The sequence below is a fragment of the Chryseobacterium oryctis genome (genome assembly GCF_025971925.1).
Taxonomy (GTDB): Bacteria; Bacteroidota; Bacteroidia; order Flavobacteriales; family Weeksellaceae; genus Chryseobacterium; species Chryseobacterium oryctis.
The window spans coordinates 12486-35990 of sequence record NZ_JAPDHV010000005.1; the positions used below are offsets into that span (position 1 = coordinate 12486).

Here is a 23505-nt window from a genome sequence, read left to right on the forward strand (position 1 = left end):
TTATTATCAGGTTGTATCATTCAATCTCCAGTTGAATAAATTTATAAATAATTTTGATTCAAAAAAATTATTTAACATCTTTTTTTACTGTTTAACATATAGTTATAAATTTGCACATCATATAATATTGAATGAAAGAATTAATATTACGCCAGAAACAGATTTTGTTTTTCATTGTTGCAGGAGGATTGAGTGCAGTCATAGAAATAGGAAGTTTCAAAATATTCAGCATGTATCTTCCCAATATCATTTCCAATGAACAAAACTTTCATGGCATTCACTATCCTTTAAGTAATATTCTCTCTACATGTTGCGGAATTATCAGCAATTATTTTCTGAGCATTTGGTTTGTTTTTGAAAGAGGAAAACATTCTAAAAGAAGGGAGTTTGCTTATTTCATGATTGTTTCATTTATATCAACTTTACTGAGTCTTGGGTTCTTCCAAATATTCTACAGCTTTGTTTTTAAAGACAACATTAATTTGATAGTTTATACTTTAAGCCCTGAGATGATTAGTAAAATTGCAGCAATTTTATTAGTTTCGATTCTTAATTATTCTATAAAGAAGAAAATAATTTTTAACGGTTAAGCTGTGGGAAAGATTTTAAATTATCTATGGAGAGGTTGGCTTATATTGCTTGCTTTTATATTAACAGTGATTTTAGGAATTCCTGTTTATATCTTATCATTTAATAAAAAACATTACAAATACGCTTACAAATTCATTAGAATTTGGAGCTACGGAATGTTTTACGGAATGGGGCTGAGATATGAAATAACTAATCTTTCTGACCAAAAAATTGATAAGAACCAACAATATGTAATCATATCCAACCACACTTCAATTATGGACATTATGCTGACTTGCATTTTGTTTCCGCATCATCCTTTATGCTTTGTCGGAAAAAAAGAACTGGTGAAAATCCCGATTTTTGGTACAATATATAAAAGGATATGTGTGATGGTAGACCGAGGCAGCGCAAGAAGCCGTGCAGATGTCTACAGAAGATGTGCAGAGAAAATGGAAGAAGGAAATAATATTGTTATCTTCCCGGAAGGCGGTGTTCCTGACGATACTTCGATTATTTTAGATGAATTTAAAGACGGAGCGTTCACTTTATCTTCAAAACATCATTCGCCTATTGCAATTCATACATTTGTTGGTTTAAAGGAAATTTTTCCGTTTGACAATTCAAAAGGTTATCCTGGTAAAGTAAAAGTTTATTTTAACGGAATTTTAGAACCTACTGATTCTCCAAAAGAATTAAAATTGTCTTCTTTTGAGACAATAAAAAAAACATTGACAGAGCAGAGTTAAAGAGAAATGTTTATATTTGTTATTAAGAAATCTTTAACAAATATGTCAAATTATTCAAAACAAACTAATTGGGGACAATTTATACCATTAGTTACCGTGTTTTTTTTCTGGGGATTTGTGGCAGCAAGTAATGACATTCTCATCCCTGTTTTCAAAAAGGCATTCAATTTATCTCAAACCGAAAGTATGTTGGTTCAAATATGCTTCTATGTAGCATATACTGTCGGTTCTCTTATTTACATGTTCATCTCAAAAGGAATAAAACAAGATTTAATCAACAAAATAGGCTACAAAAATGGCTTAATTGTAGGTTTACTTATTTCCGCAGCAGGAACATTATTATTCTATCCGGCTGCCAACATGGGTTCATTTCCACTTATGATCTCCGGTCTTTTCATTGTAGGTCTGGGGTTCTCTTTGCAACAAATTGTTGCCAATCCTTTAGCTATTGAAATCGGACCTTCGGAAACAGGTTCTCAGAGGTTGACTATGGCAGGAGGTATTAATAACTTGGGAACAACTATCGGTCCTCTTATTGTTTCTTTTGCAATTTTTGGTTCAGCTACCGCAGCGAGTAATGATATAAGTATAGAAAGTGTAAAAACACCTTATCTAATATTAGGAGCAGCGTTTGTTTTAGTAGCACTTATGCTTAAATTTTCTTCACTTCCTACGGTTACTCCTACAAATATTGAAAGTACAGATGATTCTACTTTAGGAGAACATAGAAAATCGGCTTTCCAATATCCACAATTAATCATGGGTATGATTGCAATCTTTGTATATGTTGGAGTAGAAGTTTCCACTGCAAGTAATCTACCTGCTTATATGGAAAAAGATCTAGGTTTTGAAACTAAAGATGTAGCGCCTTATATTTCATTATATTGGGCATCTATGATGATTGGTCGTTGGACAGGAGCTGTTGATGCTTTTGATTTCAATGCTGGATTCAAAAAAATATTAAGATTTTTAGCTCCTTACTTAGCTTTTGGAGTCTTCCTTTTAGTTAACGCTATTGCAAAACATGATTTAGAGCCTTTCTATGTTTACGGATTGATTATTATTGCAATGATTATCTGTGACATCATGAGTAAAGGAAACCCTGCAAGAATGCTTTTGATTTTCTCTGTTGCAGGTATTACAGCATTATTGATAGGTATGTTCACTACAGGTATGGTATCTGTGTATGCTTTTACAAGTGTAGGTCTGTTCTGCTCTACCCTATGGCCTTGTATTTTTGCTTTGGCAATCAACGGACTTGGAAAACACACCAATCAAGGTTCAGGATTATTGATTATGATGATTATGGGAGGTGGTATTGTAAGTTTAATTCAAGGGTATGTTGCTGATTTAACAACTATTCATACAAGTTATATCGTTGGAGTAATTTGTTTTGCTTATCTTGCATTCTATGCAATTCGTGTAACAGGTATTCTAAAAGCACAAGGAATTGATTTAGATAAAATATCAAAAGGTAGTGGCCATTAATAATATAAAAATAATACATAAAAAAAGATTTTGGGCAGGTTTATTACTTGCCCAATTTCTTTTGTTTTTCATTTTCTCAAAATTAGAAATTATGATTTCATTTTTTGAGAACTTCTTTGAAATTCAGAAAAGTTTTCATCAGATTTTATTTTCTTGGACTCCTTTTTCCTTTGGAGACATTTTGTATATATTATTAGGTATTTTTCTTTTGCTTTTTATAATTAAATCTTTTAAAAAGAAAAATAGACATTCATCCATTTTAAAGATTCTAGTATTGACCAATATCTTTTATTTTAGCTATCAGTTTTTTTGGGGGATGCTATACTTTCAGACTCCCATAATAGAAAAATTACCAAAAGGAGAAATTACTTTAGATAAAAAAAAGAAATTGGCTCTAAAATATCTTGAAAAATGTAAAGAAACCAGAAAACAAGTAACTCAGGATAAAAATGGAGTTTTCATTGTAACAAACCTGAAATCACTTCAAAAAGAGATTCTTTATAAGCAATCTAAACTTCCAAACTACATTTCTGATAAAAAAGCTCCACAAATAAATTCTTTTAAACCCAGTATTTTTAAAAACATCATGAGCTTTACCGGAATTTTGGGATATTACAATCCGTTCACAGCAGAAGCTCAATACAACTCAGAACTTCCTTCTACCTATATTCCTTTTACATCGGCTCATGAAAGCTCACACCAGTTAGGATTTGCAAGAGAGCAGGAAGCAAATTTTATTGGATACTTAATTGGAATTGATTCAAATAATTTAGAACTAAGATATAGCACAGAATATTTTACACTAAAAAGCCTTTTAAATTCTATCGTAGATGAAGATGAAGATTTTGTAAAAACTGCCCTAAAAAATTATTCTCCAGAGATGAAAAAAGACAGATTATATGAAAGAGCATTTATTCATAAACATCAAGGATTTTTGGATGATTTTTTTGGATTTACCAACAACTTATTTTTGAAAAGCAATCAGCAGGAAGGCACTGTTACTTACTCCTATTTCATTGATTTGTTGATACATTACGAACAGCAAAAACAAAAAGAATCGTATCAGGCGATACGATTCTAAAAACACAAATGATGAAAAAAAATTTATTACCTTGACTTGTTCCCTCATTCAAGGCGATGTAAAAGTACAACATATTTTATAAATACAAAAACTTTTCTATTCTTTTTTTCCACTTTATGAAAACTTTAAGATTCTTTAAGTTTAGATAAATTCATTTTATCAAGTTGAGATATTAAAAAAACCTTCAATACTCAGTGAAAAACAAATAGAATCAACAATAAAACAATATTTATATTTAAAATATTGCAATTAAAAAAAATAAATCAATTCATTCCGAATAAAATATTTTTTAAATATTATCTCTCTATATAAAGATTAAATTTTGCAAAAAACATAAAGCGAAAGCTTTTTGATGTATCAAAAATGGCATTTTTAAGCAACTAAAAATTGAGTAAAATCTCCATCAATTACATATTCTGTTATGAAAGGTACAAAACATATTTTGCTCAATTTTAGCACCTAAAATACCAATAAGTCACTTATAAAAGAAAAAATTTGTTTTTTTAAAACATCTACGTATTTTAGATGAAAATATTATTATGAGATTTGACAAATTAATCCATTATTTAAAATTAGATAAGCAAGAGTTTCTTTTCCAATTCAACTCACACCCAAATTACCCTTCTGCATTAGCTTTTAGTGACACCTTAAATTTTATGGGGTTAAAAAATGATGCCTATGAGCTAGAAAAACAATATTGGGATGAGTTGCCTGATGAATTTATTGCTATAGTAAATAATTCTTTTTCTCTAGTAAAAAAAACAGGAAATAATTATTCTGTTTACTCAGACAAGGTCAAAAATTTAAATAAAAATGAGCTTCATAGTAACTCCTCTGATTTCATTCTATTATTTGAGAAAAACGAAAACACAGAAACCAAGTCAGCAAACAACATAAAACCAATAATATATATTGCTCTTGGTCTCATTATCCTTTACAGCCTCCTCAATCAGACTTGGTATGAAAGCATTTTTAATATTTTATCATTAATCGGACTTTATATCTCCCTAGAAATTTTCAGCCAAAAATTTGGAAATACATCTACTGTAATTGGAAGTATTTGTGGAGACACTTCTGCCAATCAAAATGTAAATTCCTGCAACAAAATCATTAATCAAGATAAAACCAGCATATTAGGATTAAAATTTTCAGATTTTTCATTAATTTATTTTACAGGAATTACTTTACTTGGGCTTTTTCTTCCAACAACTGCATATATCATTAAAGGTTTTACGTTGGTTTCAATTCTCGCAATCGGATACTCTTTATATGTACAGGCATTTGTAGAAAAAACATTTTGCCGAGTTTGCCTTTTAATTATTGCAATTTTGGTTGCGCAATTATTAATAAGTACAATCTTATTCGACAATCTATTTTTAGAAACAAAAACACTTTTATTAAGTTTAATTCTTTGGATAATCGTTTTTGCTTCAACTCTCTATGTAAATAATATTCTTCAGGATAAGGAAAAATTACAAAAATCTAATGCTAAAAATTTAAGGTTTAAAAGGAATTACGATCTTTTCAAAAGAGAATTAACAGAAAACGAAAAAATAAGTTTCACTGACAACCAAACCTTCTCTTTAGGTAACAAAGACGGTAAACTTCATATTGCCATCGTTTCAAATCCTTATTGTGGTTTCTGTAAAGATGCCCATAAAATACTTGAAGATATCCTGAAAAAATATCCTAATGAAATTTCTGCACAAATAAGATTCAATTATACAACTGAAAGAAGTAACGAGAAATACACTAATCTTATCTCTGATTTTGTAAATATTTATAAAAACAAATCCCAAAATAAATTCATGGAAGCTGTTGAAGATTGGTTTGAAAATAAAAGTGAAGAAAGAATCAATCAAAAATCAAACAGAGGAACTGCCACAGAAGATTTAACTCCAATTATTGAAATGTCAAAAGAAAACGCAAATTCAGGATTAAATTTCACTCCGATATTTCTTATTAACGGGCATCAGTTCCCTGAAAAATATGACCGCGATGACATTTGGTTTTTCATTGATGAGCTTTTAGAAGATGAAGAATTATAGATAAAACTTTCAAAAATTAATAGATTCAAATAATACATATATAAATTAAAGACGATATATTTAGTGTCTTTAATTTTGATTAGAATTAATGAAGAAAAAATTCCCAAATTATATTCAACCCGATTCCAAAGATTGTGGCCCTACTTGTCTCAGAATTGTAAGCAAATATTATAAAAAAAGTATTTCTTTACAGCAAATCCGGAATTTATCCGAAACAACAAGAGAAGGGAGCAGTCTTTTGGGTTTGAGTGATGCTGCTGAAAATCTTGGATTTCGCTCTTTAGGAGTACAAATCGATTTTAATACTCTCAGAGACGAAGTTCCTTTTCCATGTATTGTACACTGGAATAAAAACCATTTTGTAGTTGTTTATGATATTGATAAAAGTGACAAAGTTTTTATATCAGACCCAAGTTACGGGTTAATTACATACACAAGAGAAGAGTTTATAAAAGCCTGGATTGGTGAAAATGCCAATGAAAGCACAGAAGAAGGTATTGCACTTATTTTAGAAACCACTCCTGCATTTTTCACTACCGAGTTTGATGATGAAGAAAGTAAAGCCAGTTTTTCTTTTCTTTCAAAATATTTATTGAAATATAAATCTTTGGTCATTCAATTGGCCGTTGGTTTATTAGCAGGGAGTTTACTTTCCCTTATTTTTCCTTTTCTTACCCAAAGTATTGTAGATGTTGGTATTCAAAATCAAGATTTAAATTTCATTTATGTAGTATTATTGGCTCAAATCATGCTGTTTTTGGGCAGAATGGGTATTGAAGTCATTCGAAGCTGGATTTTACTGCACCTTTCTGCTAGAATTAATATCTCTATCATTTCCGATTTCTTTATTAAATTAATGAAACTTCCTATTAGCTTCTTTGATACAAGAATGACTGGAGATATCATGCAGAGAATCAACGACCATCACAGAATTGAGCAACTTCTTACAAGCTCATCTCTGAATACATTATTTTCGTTGGTAAACCTTATTATTTTCAGTATTATTTTACTTTTTTATGATTACCGATTATTTTTGGTGTATTTGGTAGGAGCTGTTTTATATGTAGGATGGATAAGTTTTTTCCTAAAAAAAAGAAAAGAACTCGACTACAAAAGATTCTCTCAGGTTTCTCAAGAACAGAGCAAAGTGATTGAGCTTATCAACGGAATGCAGGAAATAAAAATGCATAATGCCGAAAAGCAAAAACGTTGGGATTGGGAGTTTGTTCAGGTGAAATTATTTAAAATCAGAATAAAATCTCTTTCTTTAGAGCAATGGCAATCTGTCGGAGGAAATTTCATTAACCAAATGAAAGATATTTTGGTAAGTTTCCTTTCTGCAAAATTGGTTTTAAGCGGAAATCTCACCTTAGGAATGATGCTTTCCGTGCAATATATTATCGGGCAATTAAACAGTCCTTTATTACAACTCATAGATTTTATCAAGCAGACTCAGGATGCTAAAATTTCATTGGAAAGATTAGGTGAAATCCATGATAAAGAAGACGAGGAAAGCAAAGATGAACAGTACGTTTCTGAAATTCCGGAAAAAGACCTTGAAATTACCAATATGTCTTTCAGATATATCGGTTCTGATGTTTTTGTTTTTGAAAATCTGAATTTAACAATACCTTATCAAAAAACTACTGCAATTGTAGGAGCCAGCGGAAGCGGAAAAACCACTCTTTTGAAACTCTTAATGAAGTTTTATGAACCTAATGAAGGCGAAATTAGAATCGGAAACGCCAAATTAAGTTCTGTTTCACCAAGATTTTGGAGGGAACGTTGTGGTGTTGTAATGCAGGAAGGCTATGTTTTCAACGATACTATCGCCAACAATATTGCTATCGGAGAAGATTATATCGACAAGCAGAAATTGAGAAAAGCCGTAGAAATTGCTAATATTAAAGATTTTGTTGAAAGTTTACCTTTAAGTTACAATACAAAAATAGGAAACGAAGGATTAGGTGTAAGTGGCGGACAAAAACAAAGGCTTTTCATTGCGAGAGCCGTCTACAAATCCCCGGAATATATTTTCTTCGATGAAGCTACTTCAGCACTTGATGCCAATAACGAAAAAATTATCATGGAAAATCTTGAGCAATTCTTTAAAGGTAAAACAGCAATAGTTATTGCACACAGACTTTCGACAGTAAAACACGCAGACAAAATTATCGTTCTAGATAAAGGAAAAGTAGTAGAAGAAGGAAATCATGCTGAACTTGTTGCTTTAAAAGGTGAATATTACAGACTAGTAAAAAATCAATTAGAACTTGGAAATTAAACAAAACTAAATACATAATAGCGGAATCCGAAAAGCTTACAGAGTAGGAAAACTAACAACAAATTATTTTATTATGAAAAATTTAAAAAAAATTTCAAGAAATCAGCTTAAAGCTGTGAAAGGCAGTGGTTGCGGAGATTATTTCCCAAACCCAACCGATCCCGACCCAACAAGCTGTGATTGTAACTTATGGTATTGTGAAAAAATGGGAGCATGTATACATTCCAGTTTTTGGACAAATGAGCGTTGCGTAATTGGTGAGCTTTAAAATTTATTGTACAAATCAATAAAAGTTCACAAATTATTTAAACCAAACTTAAAAACAGTAGAATCCAGAAATTTTACAAAATAAAAAAATTAAAACAAATTATTCATTATGAAAAATCTTAAAAAAATCTCACGAGAAAATCTTAAAACATTAAAAGGAGGTGGCTATGATGAAAATGATTGGGGCGTATGTCGTATTAACGGAGAATGGATACCTACAAAGTGTTTAGACCGATGTCCAAATGGAACAGATCCAATATGCCTAGCTCCCAATATTTAGTTCTACTTTAAACAATAAAAGCGGAATCCGAAAAGCTAATAGAGTAGGAAAATCAAAACAAATTATTTTATTTTTATGAAAAATTTAAAAAAATTAACACGAAAAGATTTAAAATCATTGAAAGGAGGTGGTATTGGAGATGGATGTTTTGCACACATAGTTCCTGGAGATGAACTACCAGCTCCTGGAGATGCTTATGATTGTGGATGCAACAGACTAATGTGGTGTCCAGCAATGGCAGCTTGCATTTTTACAAGCCAGTATACTCCTGAAAGATGTGAAGGAATATTGTAAAAACAATTTTATAATTTTAGGAAACTCTCAAATGAGAGTTTCCTATTTTCAACTAAATGGAAAAAGATATTTTAGATAACATTGAACTTCGTTCTGAAAGTGTTCAGGACATTCTTACCCAACCACCACATTGGATGATTCGTTGGGGAAATACAATCATTTTTATAATCCTTTTGGTTATTTTAATCATGAGTTACATTATAAAATATCCTGAATTTGTACCCGCTCCAATTATTGTGACTTCACAGAACCCACCTGAAAAAATTGAAGCCAGAACGAATTCTAAAATCGAGAAAATTTTCATCAAAGACCATCAGGAAGTCAAAAAGAATGATGTTCTTATGGTTATGCAATCAACCGCTAATTTCAAAGATGTTTTAGAGCTAAAAAAATTGGTTGACTCAATCACTCCAAACATTCTAAGTTCCTTTCCTATTAATACCACCTCTCATTTCAAATTGGGTGAGCTACAGGGAGATTATAATAATTTTGCCAAAGCATTTCAAGACGAGCAGCTTTTTACAAGACTACAGCCTTATGCTCCGGAAAATATTGCTGCCAATCAAAGTATTTCTGAATATAGGAGTAGAATCATTACATTAAAACAGCAAAAAAGTTTAGAACAGGCAAAATATGACCTGACCAAGAAGAATTACCAACGTTCACAAGAGCTCTACAACCAGGGAGTAATTGCAGCTGTTGAATTAGAAAATGAAAAAATAAAATATCTTCAGGCTCAACAAAATCTCGAAAACATTAATATATCTCTATCTCAAATGGTAGAAGGGATTTCTAATTTTAACAGAACCAAAAGTGGAGCTGCTATCAATACCGAAAAAGATAAAATCACATATTCCTCCCAAACTCTACAATTATTTGAACAATTGAGAAAATCTTTAAAACAATGGGAACAAAATTATCTTGTTGTTTCATCAATAGATGGTATTGCTAGTTTTCAACAGTTTTTCGGAGAAAACCAGTTTGTAAAGACTGGAGATGTTATTCTATCAATTCTTCCAAAAAATAAAGAAAATTTAGTAGGAAGAATGTCTGTTCCTTCTACAAATTCAGGTAAAATTGTTCCTGGAGAAAAAGTTTTAATTAAACTAGATAACTATCAGTTCCAAGAATTTGGTATCGTTGAAGGTAAAGTTCAAAACATATCTCTATCTCCGGATAAAGACGGAAATTATTATGTAGATGTCGTTCTTCCGAAAGGTTTAAAAACATCTTATAACAAAACCCTTCCTTTTGATAAAGAGCTTAAAGGTAATGCCGAAATTGTAACTAAAGATTTAAGATTGATTGAAAGATTTTTCTATCAAATGAGAAAGCTACTCGGATATCAGAGTTAATCCCGTATTTTACTTGTCCTAAAATTAACTTTTACAACTTTGTAAGAGTTTTTTTTGTTTTTATTAAAAAACGTCCAAACTATTTGTAAGATGGCGTAAAATATATGTTAGAATCAAAACTAAATTTTATTGTAAAAAGAAAAATCCGCAAAATGTTTTATAACATAATGCGGATTTTTGTAGCGAAGACGGGATTTGAACCCGTGACCTTTGGGTTATGAATCCAACGCTCTAACCACCTGAGCTACCTCGCCGTTTTCGTGGTGCAAATATAGGAAAATATTTGCTACCACCAAATTTATTTTAAATTAAAATACTCTAAAACATTAGCAACATGTTCTGGTTTGCTGATTATCTTATTGTTAGCATCTAAAATAAAATATGTAGGAGTTGCATGAATATTGTAAGTTTCTGTATAACTACTATTCCATCCTCTCAATTCGGAATCATTAATCCATGGAAATGCGGAAATTCTCTTATTATAAGATTCTTTATCATTATCCAACGACATTCCAATGACCTGAATATTTTTGGCTTTTAAGTCGTTATATTTTTCTAACAATTTAGGCAGTTCATTTTCACAATGCGAACAAGTCGAAGACCAGAAAACAATTACTTTTTTATCTGCCTTCACATCATAAATAGATTTTGAAGTAGTATTTACTGCAGATTGGAATTTATAATTAGGAAAAGAAGCTCCTATTTCTACATTTGCATTAGATTTAAGTGTTGATGCCAATCTATCTGTGATAGTACATTTAAGGTTTTTAGCAAGACCAAGATACTTATCTTTTAAATCTTTCATTTCATATACATCAAAGATATCTATAAGCTCAGATAAAACCGTTTGTCCTCGAGGAGTTTCCACCTTTAATTTATCCAATAATTTGTCTACAGAGCCTGATACATTAGAATTTCCTCCAGCGTTCAAATAAGCCACCAATACAGGCCTTAACAACGAAGACGTTTCAAGCATGTCATTTGACTTATCTATAAAATTAACAATATCATCCGGACTCACCTTTTTAGAGGAATCATTAGAAAGAAATTTAGCATAATTAGTATTGTAATAAGAAATAAATGGATGTGAGGTAGGATTCAAATCATTGTTCGAACCAGATAACCTGTCTATTTCTATTTTCAAAGCCTTTCCAAATTCAGAATTTTCTTTATAATAATCTTTTATTTGGGTTAGTGCCGGTAAAATAAGTTCTTTCTTTTGTGAGCTTTCTTGTATTTTAAACATTAAATTATTCGCCTCATCCAAATAAGTAATGTCTTTTACTTTATTATTCTGAACCTCTAATTTGATATCAACATTTTTATTTTCAGAAATAAAACTTATTGTATTATTAGTATTCGGAAAATACACTTTCATCATCCCCAAATAATTTTTAGGATATTTAAAAGTAAATACATTATTCTTAGGAGATTCTTTAGAAACAATTATATCCTTAGAGCCATTTAAAGTATATAAAATTGCATCTTGTTCTTTGAAATCTGTCGGTACCTGAATCGCTATATTAAATTGTGCTTGCAAAGAAAAAGCAACAAGTAAAGCTGAAATTATATAAATCTTTTTCATAGCGTAAAAATAAAAAAACTCTCTGACTAAATCAGAGAGTTTAATATTATTTTAATAAAATTTATATTTTTTGAGCTTTATACTTTTTAGCAAAAAATACAGTTAACATTATCGCTACAATTGCTAATCCGATAATATACATATCAATTGGTGACGCAGGAACTCCCGGCCCTGTTGTTCCACCACCATCATCCTCTCCTGGAGGAGGCAATACAGGCGTATCAGCATACCCCAACGTAGCGATGAATAAAAAAAGAGACAATACTAGTTTATTTATAGTTTTCATATATTTTATTTTAAGATTTTAGTGTTAACAGTTTCTCCTTTATCAGAAACAATTTTTACAACATAAGAATTTTTAATTGCGCTATTCAACTCAATAACAAAATCTGTAGATGCATCAACTGCTTTCTTAGAGATAACTAGTTTACCGCTCATATCATAAACTTCAATATCTGCTTTTTTCCAGCTAGGATCAAATCTAACAATATAGTTTGTAATTTCAGGATTATAAACAACCATTGTTCTTGATGGTTTAACAGCTGGTGTTTCAACTGCTAAAACTCTTGCTGGAGCACCATAATATAAATCATAATCAGAATTAGTAACAGGAATCACTTCTCCTTGTTTTGCTTCCATTACAGAACCATTTGCAGCTTTATAATAAAAACCAATTCCAGAAGATAACAAGTGTGTTCCATCTGCAACTAAAGCAGCATTTTCTCTAATTTCAAATTTATAAGACTTAACTTTATTAAGGTCATAATTAATCAACTTAATATTTTTCCCTTGAAAGTCTGTTTCATTAGCTTCATTGATATATAACCAATAACTATTACTATAGTTAGGATCAATTCCTCCTGTAGGTGCTTCTTCGTAAGTACCAATAATATCAACAGATCTTGATGTTACCTGAGTTTTACTGTTTGTAGAATGACCTGTAGTACCATTAGGAAAAACTACATAATAAGTTCTTGCAACTTCTTTACCTGCTGCATCTAAACCAATTACGCCTAATTGTTTTACAGTACCATTAGTACTTGCGTTTTTATTAGCTGTTACACTATATCCATTATAAGAAGGGGCAACACCTAAAACTCTGCTATAGTAATTAAATCTTCTTAAGTTAGAAAAGTTTAATACATCTGTATTATTATTATCATTTAGCTTAACTACAAAAGTACTGAAAGGTCTTACCATCATGTAATCTACGTCACCTGTTGGCACTCCTGCATTAAATGTTATATACTTACCTGGAGTTGTTGTTCCCGTACCTGAAGAAGTAGTTGTAACTTCTCCCGGCTCCACTCTTACACCAATGATATTAGATAAGTTTACACCATCATTACTACCACTAGAAACAGGTTCATTATAAGCAATACCGCTTAAATCTAAATTTGTAAGGAATGGATTTGAGAATTGATAAATATTTTTTCCATAATGCCCTTGCCAAGAACCTTGTCCCGCAGCAATAGCCCATCTATCCTGAACATAACTTTTGTATGTTTCATTATATTGGTTAAGACCAAGACCATTTGTTCCAAAATTAACTCCATTTCCGGCATTTTGTAATGTTACAGCTTGACCAATATCACTTACCGGACGTCCTTTGATTGTTTTTAAAGCAGAAGACACATCTAAACCTTGAGCTCCCAGCATATAATATCCATAAACAGGAACAGTGGTTCCTAACTTATCAGCTGTATTGACATTACGACTCACTACAGCAGCGTTATTATATGTAAGAACTTCATTTTGAGATCCTCTCGCATTTGTAAAGGTTTTCCCTAACTCAGTACTTAAAGTAGAAACAGTTTTATCATAGAATGGAATACCAATCTGTTGATAAGAACCATGCTTCACGGCTCTATATTCCTGATCTACAATACCTGTAATATTAGTTTGTGGAATCCCAGAAATATAAAGCTGACCATAAGTATAAGTAGGTGCAACCGAAGAAGAATTTACATTTGGAGTTGCATAATTATCCGGTTCATTAAGCTTATTAATAAAATTAGCTATTGTAGAACCTTCTACTTTATCTGTACCTCCGGTAGTAATTGTTTTAAAGGAATCACTAGTTGAACCATCCACCATAAAATTACCATGGTTCTCAATAACTCCGTTTCCTTTCATTTGTAAGCCTCCACCGTTATAAACCAGTGTACCCTTGCTTACGTACGTAGTAGCAGCGTCATCTACATGTAATAGAACATTCTGCGCCTGAACAGAATAACCCACTGCTAACAAACCAATAGCAAATAAACTTTTTCTCATTGTATATAAATATTTGTGTGTTAATACAATCTTCACCCGCAAAGGTATGATTTTTTTCATAAATAAAAAAAATATTTTTATTTATTAACAAAAATATTATCTTCAGTTAATATTATTTCACTCTCTTCTCCAATAGAAAACATATAGTCTTCAAGAACTTTTTCTGTAGTTCCTCTTAATCCTCTTGCTCCCAATCCTTTCTCAATAGTTTCCTCTACAATTTTTTCAATTGCTCCATCTGTGAATACTAATTTCGTACCATCCATTTTGAATAATTCCACAAATTGATTCACAATTGAATTTTTAGGTTCCTTCATAATTCTTACCATTGTTTCTTTTGTGAGTTTATCAAGATAAGTAATGATTGGAAATCTTCCTAAAAGTTCCGGAATTAATCCGAATGAACGCAAATCAATCGCATTAATATTAGTTAACACATATTCATCTTCATCGGTTTTATTGATTTTCTCAGAACTAAATCCTATTGCCTGCTTGTTCATTCTTCTTTCAATGATTTCTTTAATTCCATCAAAAGCACCTCCGGCAATAAACAAAATATTCTGAGTATTTACCTGAATATATTTTTGGTCTGGATGTTTCCTTCCTCCTTGAGGCGGAACATTCACGATACTTCCTTCAAGTAATTTCAATAAGCCCTGCTGAACACCTTCCCCTGAAACATCTCTTGTAATACTAGGATTATCAGATTTTCTGGCGATTTTATCTATTTCATCAATAAATACAATTCCTTTTTCTGCCTTTTCCACATCGTAGTCTGCAACCATCAAAAGTCTTGACAAAATACTTTCAACATCCTCTCCTACATAACCTGCTTCTGTCAAAATAGTTGCATCTACAATACAAAACGGAACATTTAACTCTTTAGCAATAGTTTTTGCCAATAATGTTTTCCCCGTTCCCGTTTCGCCAATCATAATGATATTAGATTTCTCAAGCTCAACTTCTCTGTTTTCGTCCTGAGCATGAAGTAATCTCTTATAATGATTATAAACCGCTATCGAAAGTTGCTTTTTAGCCTGATCCTGTCCAATGACATATTGGTCTAAAAATTCTTTTATCTCTTTTGGCTTTTTTAATTCATCTATATTTTCTGCTGGTGAAAATCCGTCTTTTGAAGCACTGTCTTTTACAATTGCGTGTGCCTGTTCTATACAATTTTCACAAATAAAACCATTCTGACCAGAAATCAACATCTGTACTTCATTTCTTTTTCTTCCGCAGAAAGAACATTGGTTTGAATTCATTTTTATATAATAATATAAGGTATATGATTAAAGAAACTCGTAAAGGTTAATTTTACGAGTTTCTGTTGTTTTTTTTAAGAATTAATAATTGAGTTCTGAATTTCAGTATACTCTTCGTGAGATAATTTTAATCTCTCATTTCTAAAATTCATATCTTCCATTTTATTTAAAGGAATCAAATGAATATGTGCATGAGGAACTTCCAATCCTACCACTGCCACTCCTACTCTTACACAAGGAATTGCTTTTTTGATTTTTTTAGCTACTTCCTGAGAAAATCCCCAAAGGTTTTTATACTCTTCACTTTCCAAATCAAAAATCAAATCAACTTCCTTTTTAGGAACTACCAATGTATGCCCTTTTACAAGTGGCATAGCATCTAAAAACGCAATAAAGTTTTCATCTTCGGCGATTTTGTACGAAGGGATTTCGCCATTGATGATTTTTGTGAATATTGTGCTCATTTTTTCTAAAATTAGAGGTTAGAAGTATGATTACCTTTTTCTAAAATTACAAAGTAATATCTAATACTTCAAAAGATAACTTGTTACCATTCGGCAAAGTAATTTCAGCAGTTTCACCTACAACTTTACCCAAAAGCCCTTTTGCAATAGGCGTATTTACTGAAATTTTACCCGATTTCAAATCACTTTCATTATCTGGAACCAAAGTAAATACTTGCTCTTGTTTCGTTACATTATTTTTCAGCTTCACAGTCGTTAAAATGGAAACTTTTGAAGTATCTAATTGGCTTTCATCTATAATTTTTGAAGTAGCAATAACATCTTTAAGCTTAGAAATTCTCATTTCAAGCATTCCTTGAGCCTCTTTAGCCGCATCATATTCAGCATTTTCAGATAAATCACCTTTATCTCTTGCTTCTGCTATTTGCTGAGTAATTTTTGGTCTCTCTACAGTTTCCAACTGTTCCAGCTCAGCTTTCATTTTGTCTAATCCCTCCTTTGTAACATAGCTTGCCATAATTTTCAAAATTTAGTTTTAGTATAAAAAAATAATCCGACATTTGCCGGACAATGTTTTCGTGTTGTAATCGTTTAAGTTTTACAAATATATAAAAATTTAAATTGAAATGAAAAAAACTTTTTCAATACTATCTATTTTTACATTATTGACTGTCAGTATTTTACCCATACAATCATGCGGTAAGAGAGAAGACACCGTAAATTGTTTTCCAAGTTCTCCTATTAATGTTACCATAAATCTAAACCTTCCTGCCTACTTTGCTCTCAATCAGGTTGGTGGTTGGAAATATATTGATGAACAGCAATCTGGAACAAGAGGTTTAATAGTTGTAAGAGCTTCAGATACAACATTTAAAGTATACGATAGAAATGCTCCTCATATTTGTCCAGATACAAATACTACGCTAGAAGTGAAAGACAATATAAGTATAATTTGTCCGAAAGATAATGCAAAGTGGATGTTATTAACAGGACAACCAGCTGATGGAAGTTCTACAAGTCTTCCTCCTAAAACCTATCCTGCTAATTACAATCAGTCTACAAAAGATTTATATATTTATTACTAATGAAAGCTGTCATACAAAGAGTTTCCGAAGCAAACGTGAAAGTCGACGGAAAAATTGTCGGGGAAATCAATAAAGGGTTTATGCTCTTAATCGGAATTGATGAAAATGATGAAAAGTCGGATGCTGACTGGCTTGTTCAAAAAATTTTAAATCTTAGGGTTTTTGGAGATGATGAAGGAAAGCTAAACCTTTCTGTTCAGGACATAAAAGGTGAAATTTTGTGTATCAGTCAGTTTACTTTGATTGCTGATTACAAAAAAGGCAACCGACCTTCTTTCATTAAAGCAGCAAAACCGGATAAAGCCATTCCTCTTTTTGAATATTTTAAAGAAGAAATTTCAAAATCTGGATTAAAAACTGAAAGCGGAATTTTTGGGGCAGATATGAAAGTTTCATTAATTAATGACGGCCCCGTAACTATTGTGATGGATTCCATTACAAAAGCTTAAATTTACAGAAAAATAATTACATTCATAAAATGAAAAAAACCTTAATTACTTTAGTTCTCCTTACAGGATTCAACGTTGCATTCGCTCAAAACACTTATACAGACGAGCAAAAAGCATCTTATTATATTGGGCTTGATATTGCTCAAAACCTAAAAAGACAAGGATTCACTATTGATTCAAATCTTTTGGCTCAAGCCATAAAAGACGAATTTACAGATAAGCCTAAATTATTCCCCGCTGAAGAATTAGGACCTTTTTTACAAAGTTTTATGCAAAAACAAAACGAAAAAAAACAGGCTGAGGAAAAAGTAAAAGCTGAAGAAAATAAAAAGAAGGGAGCTGAATTTCTTGCCAAAAACAAACAAAACAAAAAAATAACAACTACTGCAAGTGGTTTACAATATGAAGTTTTGAAAGCAGGTGATGGTAAAACAAAACCAACAGCTTCAAGTACGGCTAATGTAACTTATACAGGAAAACTAATGGACGGAACTGTTTTTGATTCTACAGATAAAAACGGCGGGAAGCCAATTGAATTAAACCTTTCAAGTGTAATAAAAGGATGGACTGAAGGTATCCAGCTCATGACAAAAGGTGCGAAATACAGATTTTACATTCCTTCTGACTTAGCATACGGAGATAATGGAGCAGGTGGAGTAATTCCTCCGGGAGCAACTCTTATTTTTGATGTAGAGTTGGTAGATTTTAAATAATAACAAAACTCATAAAATGAAAAAGGTCTTTCTATTCTGAAAGACCTTTTTCTATTAAAATTCATAAAAACTATTGTGCCGGTACACTGCTAAAATTCAATGATACTTTTAAATTCATATCCGAACTTGTCTGATTTTTCAACTCATAAACCGTTCTTACCGTAAGTCCTGAACTTTTTACAACTTCATCCAAAAAACCTGTGTCATTCAAATCTAAGTTTAAACTTGATGAATTGGTTGATATATTTGTACGTGATGCGACCAATCTTTCGTTCGTTCCACCAGATGAAACATATACTTTTACAGATTTCAGAGCACTAAGGTTACCTCCTGTCGGAGAAACTACGGCAATTTTAGCATCAGAAATTCTTACGTCTTTAATTTTTGCATTATTATTTCCACCAAACCAAGTTTGCACATTGGAAGCCGTAGATGTAGAAGAAACTTCTTTATCCGCAGGAACACCTGTAGAGACTAAAACATTAGCAGTATAAGGAAATGTATTTTGTACCAGAGACTGTACAGTTCCACAACTCACAAGAGCTGTCGAGGCAACCGCAACACTCAAAAATATATTTTTCATAATATTAAATTTTAAAAATTAGTTTACAGAAATTATACCAAATTATTGAAATTATTCTACACTTACCGTAAAATGACCTATATCATTCCCAGAAGCCATATTACTTTTCCCGATAATAAGCCAAACTTCACCTTTTTGTTTGATATCATAGGTGATTTCTCTTCCGAAAGGGCCGTCATATTCACCGTTTGGTAATTTTATCTGATTAAATCTAATATTAAAATCTTTTTCATCCGTAGAAATTGATGCTTTAAGAGTAGGATTGGTATAATTTTCAATTTTTAAAACCAATTCCTGATTATCTTTTGTGAATACTTCTCCAAATCTAAAAGGAAGATTTTCTGCGTCTGCAATCCTGATAATCTGACCTTCTTTTTTATTTCTCATGACTCCTTTCTGCAAAACCTGCTTCGTAATTGGAGAATTATTAATTATTGAATCTCTTTTTCTAAGTGCAACAGAATCTGCTCCTGAATCAGGATTTTTTTGTTCTGCAACAATTACAGAATCCTGATTAGAGTTTTCTATTATCGGAGCTTCTTTTTTACAAGAAATAATGACAAACGGAATTAGGAATAAGATTTTTTTCATAATAATTATTTTAAAATTCGGAAAAAATACTCATGAGTATACTTTGAATGCCAAAATTGTTCCATGCCCTTTTTATTTCAAAATAATTATGTGCTTATCTAATTGTTTGATAATATATTGCTTTTGAAAGAAAACTTTCATTTTTTTGAGGTTGTACCTTTTGCAGAATTTCGTTTTTCAATTCAATATCTTGCTTTTCTTCAGCATATTTCAAAAGTTGTTTTTTATTGAAATAAAATTCTCTTTTATGATAATCTAAGTCAAAATCACTTCTCTTCATATTGTATGAAGTAATAAATCCGCCCCAATTGATATGGCTTATCACCAAAATTGTAGCATAAAAATACCAAACCATTGTATTGAACAAAAATGCATTCTTTTTCCGCTTCTGAATCTTGATGAATGTGAGAATCAAACCAATCAACGATAAAATAAGAAAAGCATAAACACCCAATCTTTTATATGTCATACCATAATTGATAATATATTCCGTATTTTTTGCCATTGCAGAGAAAACCAAAATAGCATTAAGTACAATCCAAGTTTTAGCTAAAATCTTCATTAAACCAGCTTTTGAATCGAAATTGAAATTTGATTTAAAATAAAACATTATCACCAGAATTGCCATAATGATTGAACCTATCACTGCTCCTACTCTTTCATGCGTTTCTTCTGACAATTGGTTCGGAGTTTTAGCAACTTCATAAAACTGTTCATAATTAAAAGTAATGATAAAAAATATCAATAAAATATTTAATGAAAAGAAAGAAATTACCCCACTCATTCTTTCAGAATCTAAATCAAGAAAAGAATAGGTCGGTTTTTGAATTTTATCTTTTTCCTGAAAATCATTATCCAGAATATAGTTTTGTTTGTAAATATATCTTTCAACAACGTAATTCCAATAATTAAAAGCAAGAAAAAAACCTAAAATAGAAAGACAGAGAACCTGCCAAATATTAATATCAAGTTCATAACCATAAAAAAGGTTAGCAAAATGCTCACTTCCTGCAGAATAAATTCCAAAGAAAATACTAAGGAAAACCAACGGAATCAAAATAAAAGCCAGCGTTTTCTGCCAAACTCCCGACATATTTCTTTTCGGAAGCCAATCATCAAACCTGAAAAAACGACAGATAAATGTGAAAAAATTAATAATAAAAACAGGAACAATCAGGAGTGTTTTTGTTCTTCTGTTTCTGGATTTGAAAGACAGTAATAAAAGAGAACTTACAACAGCCAAAAATGACGGAAAATCCCCGTACCAGGCAAATGCAATACTCGATAAAATACTTGTCACAAAAAGCAATAAAAAAGTTTTGGTTCGGTTTTTCTCCAAGGTTTTGTACAATGTAAGGAAAGAATAAATCAATCCTAAAATTCCAAAATTTAAGCCTATATTTTCGTTATAAAATAACACGACAAACAAGGCTGTTGTAAGAAATATATAATGATGTGTTTTCATGTGTGTAATATTATCGGTATTAAAATGTAAAAAATTGCAATAGGAATATTCATAAGAATTAATATCATTGAATTTCCATGTGGTTTATTCTTTGGAATATCTATTATAAAGCCTAAAAGTTCATAAACGAAGGCAATAACATTGACCGCAAAAGCAATTATTACGAACCAAAAACTTAGTATTAACAAGATTTCCTCTCTTATAAAAAGAATTCCTAAGTAAAGAAGAGTAGCGATGAGCCATGTGTAAAAAAAGGCGTATTTCCCTACAACACTAAATTGAATCTTACTCATAACAAACTATATTTCAATATAAAACAAGTTTATTTTTTTGCTCAATAAAACTCTTCAGATGTTCGAAATTCTGCCACAAAAGCCCTTCAAAATCCCAGTTATGAAAAGCTTTCATATTTCTGCCTTTATGATAAGCCTTCAAATAATCTTTGAAATATTCAGGAAAAACAATGGTTCCCAAGACAAGCACACTCAAAAGGTAAGCACTGCGTTTGCCATTTCCGAACAAGAGATACTGCATTGCAATTTCATCTTGCATATTTGTTCCGAAGTCTGTAATTAGATGATAGACATCATGGTTTTCCATTTTTGGAATCATCCTAAAACCATGCTTTTCGTAAAATTCTCCTAAAATTCTTCCTAAAGAATCTGTATGAAATTCCAGCAACTGTTTTTCGTTAAACTGCCATTGCCTTTTTTTCTTTTTAAAATATTTTCTATAAAGTTTCTGTGTATTGTGATAAGCAAAAACCAAAAATTGAACGCGAGTTTTTTTCATATTGTATTTAAAGTTAAATTGAAGTAATGCTAAGTCCTATCAACGCATAAGCTATTGCAATCGGGATATTGACGAGAATTATCTTGACCGACTTAAGGCAAACATCAAGTTTATCCTTCTTTATAATTCCATAAACAATTAAAAATATTATAGCCATAAAATTCATAACAGAACCGAGGCACAGTAATAAATAACCATATATCGCAAAGTCAAGATGCTTTGTAATTATATATCCAAAGAGGCAGATATTTCCTAACATAAATGAAATCCAGAAAAATGATTTTCCGATATTCAAAATAGTTTTATCATTCATAGTTTATTTTTTAGGCTTGAGTTAAAGTAAAAACAGTAATTTCCGGACGAACCATAAATCTAACCTGAAAAGAATGCCCTAAAGCACGATTGATATACAACATTCTCCCGTCTCCCAAATCATATTCTCCAGAAACATATCTTTTGTTTTTTACAGGAAGAATTGGAGTAACGACACCCGGAATTCTACATTGTCCTCCATGTGTATGACCGCTCAAAATCCAGCCTTGATAACCATTCCAAACATCTTTATCGCACACATCGGGATTATGACACAAAACAATATTAGCTTTAGACGCATCATAATCTTTCATCACATGCATCGGATTAAAATTTGGCGACCATAAATCTTCAAAACCAATGAAATTCAGTCCATGACTTTCTTGTTGAGCATTATTAAGCATCGTAACCCCAAAACTTTCTAAAATATTACAAATGTTTTCTGATGATTTGAGGTTTTCCCAACGTTCTCCATAATCATGATTGCCCAAAATCCCAAATGTTGCAAAGTTTCCAAGAACTGCCTGTTCCATCACTTTCTTTAGTTTCAAATTATCCAAAACGCTTCCATGATTCACAAAATCTCCAGTATAGACCACAAAATCAGGATTATATTTTTTAGCTTTTTGAAATGACTCAACTAGAAAATTCCAATCAAAACGGTTTCCAACATGTAAATCTGAAATTTGCATTAAAACTTTCCCTTCCAATTCTTTCGGTAAGTTTTTTATCGGCAGTTTTCTTTCTACAAATTCTAGCCAAAATGGTTCTATTTGCCATGAATACAAAGCCGGAAACGCTCCTATAACAGAGATTTGAAAAAGTTTTTTCAGAAAGTCTTTCCTTGTCATTGTCTTCATTATATTAACTTCCCGCGAAAGGACTTCCGAAAATACCTACTGCCAATTCAGCCCAAATCAAAACAAGCAACAAGAGAATCGCCGCACAAATCATCACTTTGGAAGAAAAACGTTTTTGGGACTTAACTACAAGTCTAATACTAAATGCTGTTCCGAAAAGCAAAACTCCGGCAATGACAAAGTCAAAAAATGACCAATTAAATCCTTCCATAAAAAGATTTCCGAAAAATGCAGCAACTAAAAGCAAAGTTGGAACCGCAAAAATTAAAATGTTTGTTTGTTGTGTTTTCATATTTAAAATTTATTATTTAAAGTACTTTGAATTACAAAGTTTAAAATCAAAAAAATATAGCTTTATCTCCCTAATAATTTTTCCAGAGCATTCAGATGTTCCGTGAACGCTTCTCTCCCATTTTGAGTAACACGATAAGACGTTCTTGGTTTTTTACCAACAAATTCTTTTTTAATTTCGATGTAACCAACTTTTTCCAACGCATTACTATGACTTGCCAAATTACCATCCGTAATTTCCAATAATCCTTTCATTTCAGAGAAATCAACCCAGTCGTTTACCATAAGAACGGACATAATGCCCAATCTTACACGGCTTTCGAATTCTTTATTGAGTTGATTTATTTTTATCATTTT

At 31.3% G+C, this 23505-nt stretch carries 26 protein-coding genes and 1 tRNA gene; 13 read left to right on the forward strand and 14 right to left on the reverse strand.

The features are described 5' to 3' along the window. Positions 1–131: 131 nt before the first annotated feature. From OH806_RS11660 to OH806_RS11700, 10 genes are all read left to right on the forward strand, one after another. On the forward strand, positions 132–590 hold the full coding sequence (locus OH806_RS11660; protein WP_264743861.1) for a GtrA family protein: 459 nt from the start codon (positions 132–134) through the stop codon (positions 588–590). Between the two features lie 3 nt (positions 591–593). Next, positions 594–1319, forward strand: coding sequence for a lysophospholipid acyltransferase family protein (locus tag OH806_RS11665; protein ID WP_264743862.1), 726 nt, complete (start codon positions 594–596; stop codon positions 1317–1319). Positions 1320–1361: 42 nt separating this feature from the next. Continuing rightward, positions 1362–2807 (forward strand): sugar MFS transporter, encoded by a 1446-nt coding sequence (locus tag OH806_RS11670; RefSeq protein ID WP_264743863.1) that lies wholly within the window; start codon positions 1362–1364, stop codon positions 2805–2807. Between the two features lie 91 nt (positions 2808–2898). Next, positions 2899–3888, forward strand: a complete 990-nt coding sequence (locus OH806_RS11675; RefSeq protein ID WP_319804128.1) for a DUF3810 domain-containing protein — start codon at positions 2899–2901, stop codon at positions 3886–3888. 539 nt (positions 3889–4427) lie between these two features. Then, a complete protein-coding gene (locus tag OH806_RS11680) occupies positions 4428–5936 on the forward strand; it encodes a vitamin K epoxide reductase family protein (protein WP_264743864.1) in 1509 nt (502 codons plus the stop codon). An 88-nt stretch (positions 5937–6024) separates the two neighbouring features. Then, a complete protein-coding gene (locus tag OH806_RS11685) occupies positions 6025–8220 on the forward strand; it encodes a peptidase domain-containing ABC transporter (RefSeq protein WP_264743865.1) in 2196 nt (731 codons plus the stop codon). Between the two features lie 73 nt (positions 8221–8293). Beyond that, the gene (locus tag OH806_RS11690) at positions 8294–8488 is read left to right on the forward strand and encodes a bacteriocin-like protein (protein ID WP_264743866.1); all 195 of its coding nucleotides are present in this window, start codon (positions 8294–8296) and stop codon (positions 8486–8488) included. Positions 8489–8596: 108 nt separating this feature from the next. Then, positions 8597–8767: a bacteriocin-like protein gene (locus tag OH806_RS16620; protein WP_406567627.1), complete on the forward strand. Its 171-nt coding sequence runs from the start codon at positions 8597–8599 to the stop codon at positions 8765–8767. A gap of 75 nt (positions 8768–8842) precedes the next feature. Continuing rightward, positions 8843–9061 (forward strand): bacteriocin-like protein, encoded by a 219-nt coding sequence (locus OH806_RS11695; RefSeq protein ID WP_406567628.1) that lies wholly within the window; start codon positions 8843–8845, stop codon positions 9059–9061. A 56-nt stretch (positions 9062–9117) separates the two neighbouring features. After that, positions 9118–10416: an HlyD family secretion protein gene (locus OH806_RS11700; protein ID WP_264743868.1), complete on the forward strand. Its 1299-nt coding sequence runs from the start codon at positions 9118–9120 to the stop codon at positions 10414–10416. A 180-nt stretch (positions 10417–10596) separates the two neighbouring features. Here the strand turns inward: OH806_RS11700 and OH806_RS11705 are convergent. The 7 genes from OH806_RS11705 to greA form a co-directional block, all read right to left on the reverse strand. After that, a tRNA-Met gene (locus OH806_RS11705) sits at positions 10597–10670 on the reverse strand. A 44-nt stretch (positions 10671–10714) separates the two neighbouring features. Then, the gene (locus OH806_RS11710) at positions 10715–12001 is read right to left on the reverse strand and encodes a TlpA family protein disulfide reductase (protein WP_264743869.1); all 1287 of its coding nucleotides are present in this window, start codon (positions 11999–12001) and stop codon (positions 10715–10717) included. A 61-nt stretch (positions 12002–12062) separates the two neighbouring features. Beyond that, positions 12063–12287, reverse strand: coding sequence for a signal peptidase (locus OH806_RS11715; RefSeq protein ID WP_264743870.1), 225 nt, complete (start codon positions 12285–12287; stop codon positions 12063–12065). A gap of 5 nt (positions 12288–12292) precedes the next feature. Beyond that, on the reverse strand, positions 12293–14278 hold the full coding sequence (locus tag OH806_RS11720; RefSeq protein ID WP_264743871.1) for a T9SS type A sorting domain-containing protein: 1986 nt from the start codon (positions 14276–14278) through the stop codon (positions 12293–12295). A 77-nt stretch (positions 14279–14355) separates the two neighbouring features. Continuing rightward, the gene (clpX, locus tag OH806_RS11725) at positions 14356–15543 is read right to left on the reverse strand and encodes an ATP-dependent Clp protease ATP-binding subunit ClpX (protein ID WP_264743872.1); all 1188 of its coding nucleotides are present in this window, start codon (positions 15541–15543) and stop codon (positions 14356–14358) included. A gap of 74 nt (positions 15544–15617) precedes the next feature. Further along, a complete protein-coding gene (locus tag OH806_RS11730) occupies positions 15618–16007 on the reverse strand; it encodes an HIT family protein (RefSeq protein ID WP_264743873.1) in 390 nt (129 codons plus the stop codon). A gap of 46 nt (positions 16008–16053) precedes the next feature. Then, a complete protein-coding gene (gene greA / locus OH806_RS11735) occupies positions 16054–16524 on the reverse strand; it encodes a transcription elongation factor GreA (protein WP_264743874.1) in 471 nt (156 codons plus the stop codon). Between the two features lie 109 nt (positions 16525–16633). Between greA and OH806_RS11740 the strand changes: the two genes are divergently transcribed. The 3 genes from OH806_RS11740 to OH806_RS11750 are packed head-to-tail and all read left to right on the forward strand — an operon-like array spanning position 16634 to position 18254. Next, a complete protein-coding gene (locus tag OH806_RS11740; RefSeq protein ID WP_264743875.1) occupies positions 16634–17092 on the forward strand; it encodes a hypothetical protein in 459 nt (152 codons plus the stop codon). Beyond that, the gene (dtd, locus tag OH806_RS11745; protein WP_264743876.1) at positions 17092–17541 is read left to right on the forward strand and encodes a D-aminoacyl-tRNA deacylase; all 450 of its coding nucleotides are present in this window, start codon (positions 17092–17094) and stop codon (positions 17539–17541) included. Before OH806_RS11740 ends, dtd begins: the two co-directional genes overlap by 1 nt. A 29-nt stretch (positions 17542–17570) precedes the next feature. Next, a complete protein-coding gene (locus OH806_RS11750; RefSeq protein WP_264743877.1) occupies positions 17571–18254 on the forward strand; it encodes an FKBP-type peptidyl-prolyl cis-trans isomerase in 684 nt (227 codons plus the stop codon). A 70-nt stretch (positions 18255–18324) separates the two neighbouring features. Here the strand turns inward: OH806_RS11750 and OH806_RS11755 are convergent, their stop codons facing one another. From OH806_RS11755 to OH806_RS11785, 7 genes are all read right to left on the reverse strand, one after another. After that, positions 18325–18837, reverse strand: coding sequence for a hypothetical protein (locus OH806_RS11755; protein ID WP_264743878.1), 513 nt, complete (start codon positions 18835–18837; stop codon positions 18325–18327). Between the two features lie 51 nt (positions 18838–18888). After that, positions 18889–19428 carry a hypothetical protein gene (locus OH806_RS11760; protein WP_264743879.1) on the reverse strand — a complete coding sequence of 180 codons (540 nt, stop codon included), beginning with the start codon at positions 19426–19428 and terminating at the stop codon, positions 18889–18891. 94 nt (positions 19429–19522) lie between these two features. Continuing rightward, on the reverse strand, positions 19523–20893 hold the full coding sequence (locus OH806_RS11765) for a DUF4173 domain-containing protein (protein WP_264743880.1): 1371 nt from the start codon (positions 20891–20893) through the stop codon (positions 19523–19525). Positions 20894–21199: 306 nt separating this feature from the next. After that, a complete protein-coding gene (locus OH806_RS11770; protein ID WP_264743881.1) occupies positions 21200–21685 on the reverse strand; it encodes a ubiquinone biosynthesis protein COQ4 in 486 nt (161 codons plus the stop codon). A 323-nt stretch (positions 21686–22008) separates the two neighbouring features. Further along, entirely contained in the window at positions 22009–22848 is an 840-nt protein-coding gene (locus tag OH806_RS11775; RefSeq protein WP_264743882.1) for a metallophosphoesterase, read from the reverse strand. 13 nt (positions 22849–22861) lie between these two features. Next, positions 22862–23149, reverse strand: coding sequence for a hypothetical protein (locus tag OH806_RS11780; protein ID WP_264743883.1), 288 nt, complete (start codon positions 23147–23149; stop codon positions 22862–22864). 62 nt (positions 23150–23211) lie between these two features. Next, positions 23212–23502, reverse strand: a complete 291-nt coding sequence (locus tag OH806_RS11785; protein ID WP_264743884.1) for a winged helix-turn-helix domain-containing protein — start codon at positions 23500–23502, stop codon at positions 23212–23214. Positions 23503–23505 lie beyond the last annotated feature (3 nt).

What these genes read in the sequence shown, in the direction of transcription:
- OH806_RS11740 (WP_264743875.1), top strand. Translation starts at nt 16,634, where the DNA reads ATGAAAAAAACTTTTTCAATACTATCTATTTTTACATTATTGACTGTC.
- OH806_RS11675 (WP_319804128.1), top strand. Translation starts at nt 2,899, where the DNA reads ATGATTTCATTTTTTGAGAACTTCTTTGAAATTCAGAAAAGTTTTCAT.
- OH806_RS11695 (WP_406567628.1), top strand. Translation starts at nt 8,843, where the DNA reads ATGAAAAATTTAAAAAAATTAACACGAAAAGATTTAAAATCATTGAAA.
- dtd (WP_264743876.1), top strand. Translation starts at nt 17,092, where the DNA reads ATGAAAGCTGTCATACAAAGAGTTTCCGAAGCAAACGTGAAAGTCGAC.
- OH806_RS11785 (WP_264743884.1), bottom strand. Translation starts at nt 23,502, where the DNA reads ATGATAAAAATAAATCAACTCAATAAAGAATTCGAAAGCCGTGTAAGA.
- OH806_RS11710 (WP_264743869.1), bottom strand. Translation starts at nt 12,001, where the DNA reads ATGAAAAAGATTTATATAATTTCAGCTTTACTTGTTGCTTTTTCTTTG.
- OH806_RS11755 (WP_264743878.1), bottom strand. Translation starts at nt 18,837, where the DNA reads ATGAAAAATATATTTTTGAGTGTTGCGGTTGCCTCGACAGCTCTTGTG.
- OH806_RS16620 (WP_406567627.1), top strand. Translation starts at nt 8,597, where the DNA reads ATGAAAAATCTTAAAAAAATCTCACGAGAAAATCTTAAAACATTAAAA.
- OH806_RS11765 (WP_264743880.1), bottom strand. Translation starts at nt 20,893, where the DNA reads ATGAAAACACATCATTATATATTTCTTACAACAGCCTTGTTTGTCGTG.
- OH806_RS11680 (WP_264743864.1), top strand. Translation starts at nt 4,428, where the DNA reads ATGAGATTTGACAAATTAATCCATTATTTAAAATTAGATAAGCAAGAG.
- clpX (WP_264743872.1), bottom strand. Translation starts at nt 15,543, where the DNA reads ATGAATTCAAACCAATGTTCTTTCTGCGGAAGAAAAAGAAATGAAGTA.
- OH806_RS11760 (WP_264743879.1), bottom strand. Translation starts at nt 19,428, where the DNA reads ATGAAAAAAATCTTATTCCTAATTCCGTTTGTCATTATTTCTTGTAAA.
- OH806_RS11690 (WP_264743866.1), top strand. Translation starts at nt 8,294, where the DNA reads ATGAAAAATTTAAAAAAAATTTCAAGAAATCAGCTTAAAGCTGTGAAA.
- OH806_RS11750 (WP_264743877.1), top strand. Translation starts at nt 17,571, where the DNA reads ATGAAAAAAACCTTAATTACTTTAGTTCTCCTTACAGGATTCAACGTT.
- OH806_RS11720 (WP_264743871.1), bottom strand. Translation starts at nt 14,278, where the DNA reads ATGAGAAAAAGTTTATTTGCTATTGGTTTGTTAGCAGTGGGTTATTCT.
- OH806_RS11700 (WP_264743868.1), top strand. Translation starts at nt 9,118, where the DNA reads ATGGAAAAAGATATTTTAGATAACATTGAACTTCGTTCTGAAAGTGTT.
- OH806_RS11715 (WP_264743870.1), bottom strand. Translation starts at nt 12,287, where the DNA reads ATGAAAACTATAAATAAACTAGTATTGTCTCTTTTTTTATTCATCGCT.
- OH806_RS11685 (WP_264743865.1), top strand. Translation starts at nt 6,025, where the DNA reads ATGAAGAAAAAATTCCCAAATTATATTCAACCCGATTCCAAAGATTGT.
- OH806_RS11780 (WP_264743883.1), bottom strand. Translation starts at nt 23,149, where the DNA reads ATGAAAACACAACAAACAAACATTTTAATTTTTGCGGTTCCAACTTTG.
- OH806_RS11670 (WP_264743863.1), top strand. Translation starts at nt 1,362, where the DNA reads ATGTCAAATTATTCAAAACAAACTAATTGGGGACAATTTATACCATTA.
- OH806_RS11730 (WP_264743873.1), bottom strand. Translation starts at nt 16,007, where the DNA reads ATGAGCACAATATTCACAAAAATCATCAATGGCGAAATCCCTTCGTAC.
- OH806_RS11660 (WP_264743861.1), top strand. Translation starts at nt 132, where the DNA reads ATGAAAGAATTAATATTACGCCAGAAACAGATTTTGTTTTTCATTGTT.
- greA (WP_264743874.1), bottom strand. Translation starts at nt 16,524, where the DNA reads ATGGCAAGCTATGTTACAAAGGAGGGATTAGACAAAATGAAAGCTGAG.
- OH806_RS11775 (WP_264743882.1), bottom strand. Translation starts at nt 22,848, where the DNA reads ATGACAAGGAAAGACTTTCTGAAAAAACTTTTTCAAATCTCTGTTATA.
- OH806_RS11770 (WP_264743881.1), bottom strand. Translation starts at nt 21,685, where the DNA reads ATGAAAAAAACTCGCGTTCAATTTTTGGTTTTTGCTTATCACAATACA.